The 5,010-nt window shown below is 70.8% G+C and carries 7 protein-coding genes; 5 read left to right on the forward strand and 2 right to left on the reverse strand.

What is annotated here, in order from left to right; translation table 11 throughout:
- Positions 1–696, forward strand: a 696-nt coding sequence (locus tag AOK23_RS22920) for a S8 family serine peptidase (RefSeq protein ID WP_240496509.1), incomplete at its 5' end; no start/stop codon positions are given.
- Positions 697–759: 63 nt separating this feature from the next.
- Here AOK23_RS22920 and AOK23_RS22925 read toward each other — a convergent pair.
- The gene (locus tag AOK23_RS22925; RefSeq protein ID WP_055714562.1) at positions 760–1,770 is read right to left on the reverse strand and encodes a serine hydrolase; all 1,011 of its coding nucleotides are present in this window, start codon (positions 1,768–1,770) and stop codon (positions 760–762) included.
- 149 nt (positions 1,771–1,919) lie between these two features.
- Here AOK23_RS22925 and AOK23_RS22930 point away from each other — a divergent pair, with 149 nt between their 5' ends.
- On the forward strand, positions 1,920–2,654 hold the full coding sequence (locus AOK23_RS22930) for an SseB family protein (RefSeq protein ID WP_055714563.1): 735 nt from the start codon (positions 1,920–1,922) through the stop codon (positions 2,652–2,654).
- Position 2,655: 1 nt separating this feature from the next.
- Here AOK23_RS22930 and AOK23_RS22935 read toward each other — a convergent pair whose 3' ends face one another.
- Entirely contained in the window at positions 2,656–3,021 is a 366-nt protein-coding gene (locus tag AOK23_RS22935) for a DUF1844 domain-containing protein (RefSeq protein ID WP_055521885.1), read from the reverse strand.
- 367 nt (positions 3,022–3,388) lie between these two features.
- On the opposite strand from AOK23_RS22935, the gene infC reads away from it, so the two are divergent.
- The 3 genes from infC (at position 3,389) to rplT (ending at position 4,888) form a co-directional block, all read left to right on the forward strand.
- Positions 3,389–4,066 carry a translation initiation factor IF-3 gene (infC, locus tag AOK23_RS22940; protein ID WP_079049634.1) on the forward strand — a complete coding sequence of 226 codons (678 nt, stop codon included), beginning with the start codon at positions 3,389–3,391 and terminating at the stop codon, positions 4,064–4,066.
- A 131-nt stretch (positions 4,067–4,197) separates the two neighbouring features.
- A complete protein-coding gene (gene rpmI / locus AOK23_RS22945; protein WP_004933563.1) occupies positions 4,198–4,392 on the forward strand; it encodes a 50S ribosomal protein L35 in 195 nt (64 codons plus the stop codon).
- 112 nt (positions 4,393–4,504) lie between these two features.
- On the forward strand, positions 4,505–4,888 hold the full coding sequence (gene rplT, locus AOK23_RS22950; protein ID WP_033531708.1) for a 50S ribosomal protein L20: 384 nt from the start codon (positions 4,505–4,507) through the stop codon (positions 4,886–4,888).
- The last annotated feature ends 122 nt before the right edge of the window (positions 4,889–5,010 follow it).

Raw genomic sequence — 5,010 nt, forward strand, 5'->3', positions numbered from 1 at the left:
GGCGCCGACGTCATCAACCTCTCCCTCGGCGACGACTCCGAGTCCGCCCACCCCGAGCCCTCCGAGGACGCGGCCGTCCAGTACGCCCTGAAGAAGGGCTCGGTCGTCGTCGCCTCCGCCGGCAACGGCGGCAAGAAGGGCGACCACGTCTCGTACCCGGCGGCCTACCCGGGCGTCATCGCGGTGACCGCCGTCGACGAGGACGGCAACCGCGCCCCGTTCTCCACCCGCCGCTGGTACGCCACCGTCAGCGCGCCCGGCGTCGACGTCGTCATCGCCGACCCCGACCGCAAGTACTACGAGGGCTGGGGCACCAGCGCCGCCGCGGCCTTCGTCTCCGGCGCCGCCGCCCTCGTCAAGGCGGCCCACCCCGGCCTGACCCCGGCCCAGGTGAAACGGCTTCTGGAGGACACCGCCCGCAACGCCCCCGTCGGCGGCCGCGACGACTCCCGCGGGTTCGGCTTCGTCGACCCGGCCGCCGCCATCAGGGAGGGCGGCAGGCTCAGGCCCGACGACCTCACGTCCGCGGCGTACGGCCGCAAGTACTTCGGCCCCGGCCCCGACCGGGTGAAGGAGGAGGACACCGCCTCCGGCTGGGCGGCCCCCGCCGCCGGCGGCCTCGGCGTCGCCCTCCTCATCACGGCCGTCGTCATCTGGCGCGGCGACCGCCGACGACCGGACGAGTTCCTGATCTGACAGGGCGGGGGTGCAGCCCGCCGCGAGCCCCCTCGCGGACGTCGCACGGTGCCCGACCGACCGCTACGACGAGAACACCGACACCCCGGCCCTGGCCGCCGCCTCGACCAGCGCGATCCCCTTCGCCTTCGTCGTGTTGCCGTGCGACACCACCGCGACCAGGTAGTCCCGCCCGTCCACGGTGACCCGGCCGACGCTGTTGATCACCCACAGCCCGGTGGCCGTACGCGGCAGCCACCCGTTCTTCAACGCGAACCCCACGCCGGAGGAATCCGTCGAGCCGTCCGCTGCCGCAGCCGCCGACACCCCCCAGTCCTGGCCCGCCGCGATCTGCCCCATGAGCCGCCGCACATACGTCCGCGAGGCCCCGCTCAGCTCCGACTCGTCGTCGTCCCCGAACACCTGGCGGAGCAGGACCAGTTGGTCGGCGGCCGTGGTGCGGGTCAGGCCCCAGTACAGGCCGTCGCCGCCCTCCGTCTCCGTCAGACCGAACCGCTCGTTCGCCGCGTCCAGGCCCCCCGCCTCACCGATGGCCTTCCACAGCGCCGTCGCGGCCGTGTTGTCGCTGTCGCGGATCATCGTGGCGGCGTACGCCTTCTCCCGCGCCGTGAGCCCACGGTCCGCGTCCTGCGCCTGGAGCAGCAGCGCGGCCAGGATGTCCACCTTCACGATGCTCGCGGTCTCGAACCGCCCGTCCCCGTACACCGCGGCGTCCCCGGACTCCACATCCAGCACGGCCGCCGAGATCGCCGCCCCGCCCTCGACCGGCACATCCGCCAGGGCCTTCGCGAGCAGGGCGTCATGGTCCGCCTCCGGCGCCGCCACAGGTTCCACCGAGGCCTCCTCCACGACCGCGCCCGCACCCGGCGCGGGAGAAGCGGAGGCCGAGGGCGATACCGACGATGACGCCGCCGACGATACGGCCGTGGCCCCGCCCTCCTGCGCCCGGGCCGTCACGTAGAGCGTCCCGGCGGCGGCCGTACCGCACACGAGGACGGCGGCGGCCACGGCCGTGCCGAGGAGGGGACGGCGCACCGCCGGGCGGGCACGGCGACAGGCTCTGCGAGGAGGCATGCCGCGATGGTTGTGGCCCGCGCTGTGCGATGGGTTAGGCCGGTGTTAGAGCCATGTCAGGACACGCTGAGAAAACCGTGAGTGATGTGACCGTCACGTTTCCGGCCCGGCGAACGCCCAGGAGACCTCCCCCGATAGGGTCGACAACCGTGGCGAACAAGAACATCCCCGACCCCGGCTACTCCGACGACGACGGCTCCGCCGACCCCCGGCTGAGCGCCGCGCTCACCGCCTGGGCCGAGGACCGCACCGCCGTCGGCCCCGTCCTCGAAGCGCTCAAGGACGCCCGGCTGCTCGTGCCCGTCGTGGCCGTGCTCGGCGAGGTCGAGGAGGACGAGAACGGGCTGCGCCGCGAGAAGACCAGCGACATGGCCGTACCCACCCTGAAGGCCGGCCACCGCACCGCCCTGCCCGCCTTCACCTCCACCGACTCCCTCGCCCGCTGGGATCCCGCCGCCCGCCCCGTGGCCGTACCGACGCACCAGGCACTCCAGGCCGCCGCGCACGAGAAGGCCGACACCCTCGTCCTGGACCTGGCGGGGCCCGTGCCGTTCGAGCTGACCGGGTCCGCGCTGCTCGCGCTCGCCGAGGGACGTACGACGGCCGACCCGCTCGCCGACCCCGCCGTGATCGCCGCGGTGCGCGCGGCCGTGGCCGCCGAGCCCTCCGTGCTCCGCGCCCACCTCGGACCCGGACAGTCCGACGGCACCCTCGCCCTGGTCCTCGACCCCGCCGAGGCCGCCCCCGCCGAGGCCGCCCGCGCGGTCGCCTCACGGCTCGCCGCCGACGAAACACTCAGGGCCCGCCTGGTCCGCGGCCTCGACCTGGCACTCCTGCCGGCCGGAACCACGCCTCCTGGCGAGCCCCTGTACGTGAAGGGTTAGTTCAGCCGTAGATCGGGCCGGTGTACTTCTCGCCCGGGCCCTGGCCCGGGTCGTCCGGGACGACCGACGCCTCGCGGAACGCCAGCTGCAGCGACTTCAGACCGTCGCGCAGCGGCGCAGCGTGGAACGAGCTGATCTCCGTCGTGGACGCGTCGAGCAGACCGGCGAGGGCGTGCACCAGCTTCCGGGCCTCGTCCAGGTCCTTGTACTTGTCGCCCTCCTCGGTCAGACCCAGCTTCACCGCGGCGGCGCTCATCAGATTGACGGCGACCGTCACGATCACCTCGACCGCGGGGACCTCGGCGATGTCACGGGTCATCGAGTCGAAGTCGGGGGACTCGGGGGACTCAGGAGGGGTGTCACTCATGCCCCACACGATAGGCCCCGGCGCCTACGCTCCCACCTGCGGGAGTCCGCTGCGCCCCGATTGGCACCCCAGGTTTGAACCCGCTATGGTTGTGTCTACGACCGGCTGGACACTTGTGTGTCCGGCCCGCAAGTGGAGGCTCCGAACTCCCACCTGACCATCCTCCGGGACGGCAGGTCACCGGTCAGACGGCCCCCACCGTTCCGTACGGACGGTGGAGTCGTCCGAATCGCGCCCCGCGGCCACCGCGGCGGTGCTCCGGCAGTCATTGGAGCCCCGCCTGTGTCCCGTCCGGGGCATTTTTCATGCGCCGCGATGGTTGGTCCTTATGTCAACCAGACATGACGCGGCGGTCCGCCAGACCGTCGTGGGGTGCTACCGAGGAGGATCCATCAGCGCCGAGCCCCGCATCAACGACCGGATTCGCGTTCCCGAGGTGCGACTTGTCGGTCCCAGCGGCGAGCAGGTCGGGATTGTTCCGCTTGCCAAGGCCCTGGAGCTTGCGCAGGAGTACGACCTCGACCTGGTCGAGGTGGCCGCGAACGCACGTCCGCCGGTCTGCAAGCTCATGGACTACGGGAAGTTCAAGTACGAGTCGGCCATGAAGGCCCGTGAGGCGCGCAAGAACCAGGCGCACACGGTCATCAAGGAGATGAAGCTCCGGCCGAAGATCGACCCGCACGACTATGACACCAAGAAGGGTCACGTCGTCCGGTTCCTCAAGCAGGGCGACAAGGTCAAGATCACGATCATGTTCCGTGGTCGCGAGCAGTCCCGGCCCGAGCTGGGCTACCGACTGCTGCAGCGTCTCGCGGAGGACGTCCAGGACCTCGGGTTCGTCGAGTCGAACCCGAAGCAGGACGGCCGCAACATGATCATGGTCCTCGGTCCGCACAAGAAGAAGACCGAGGCGATGGCCGAGGCCCGTCAGGCTCAGGAAGCGCGGAAGGCGGAAGCGAAGGCCAACCCTGGCAAGTCGCAGAACGCCGCTGACGCCGAGCACGTCGAGGTCGAGGCGCCGGCCGAGGAGCCTGCCGAGGCGTAAGTCCCCTGGACGAGAGTCCGGGGGAAGCCCTGGACGCGAGTCCGGGGTGTCAACCGATAGAAATGACGTTCCGTCGTGCCCGGTTTAGCGACCGGGCACCGGAGCGCCACTGACGAGGAGAGAACGGCGCTATGCCGAAGAACAAGTCGCACAGCGGTGCCAGCAAGCGCTTCAAGGTCACCGGCTCCGGCAAGGTGCTCCGTGAGCGCGCCGGCAAGCGCCACCTGCTCGAGCACAAGTCGTCCCGCGTGACGCGTCGCCTCACCGGCAACGCCGAGATGGCCCCGGGCGACGCCGCGAAGATCAAGAAGCTTCTCGGCAAGTGACGAAGCGGCGCTGATCGTCCGTCGATCACTCAGCGCCGTACGTCAGGACCGGGACCCAATCGATTTCGGGTCGTGTGAGGACAACCACGGCCCCGCTACAAGGAGTTAAAAAGTGGCACGCGTCAAGCGGGCAGTCAACGCCCACAAGAAGCGCCGGGCGATCCTCGAGCAGGCCTCCGGCTACCGCGGTCAGCGTTCGCGCCTGTACCGCAAGGCCAAGGAGCAGGTCACCCACTCGCTGGTCTACAACTACAACGACCGCAAGAAGCGCAAGGGCGACTTCCGTCAGCTGTGGATCCAGCGCATCAACGCCGCTGCCCGCGCCAACGGCATCACGTACAACCGCTTCATCCAGGGTCTGAAGGCCGCGAACATCGAGGTCGACCGCAAGATCCTCGCCGAGCTGGCCGTCAACGACGCCACCGCGTTCGCCGCGCTGGTCGAGGTCGCGCAGAAGGCGCTGCCGGCGGACGTCAACGCGCCGAAGGCCGCGTGACGCTGCGCTGGCCTTGAGCCGGATGTCGATGTGAACCCCGGACCCGTGGGCCTTTTGAGGCTTGCGGGTCCGGGTGTTTGTCACGCCTGCCAGCTCGGGGGTGCGGGTGCGTCGGCGGGTGC

This window comes from Streptomyces torulosus, from assembly GCF_001419765.1.
Lineage (GTDB): Bacteria > Actinomycetota > Actinomycetes > Streptomycetales > Streptomycetaceae > Streptomyces > Streptomyces torulosus.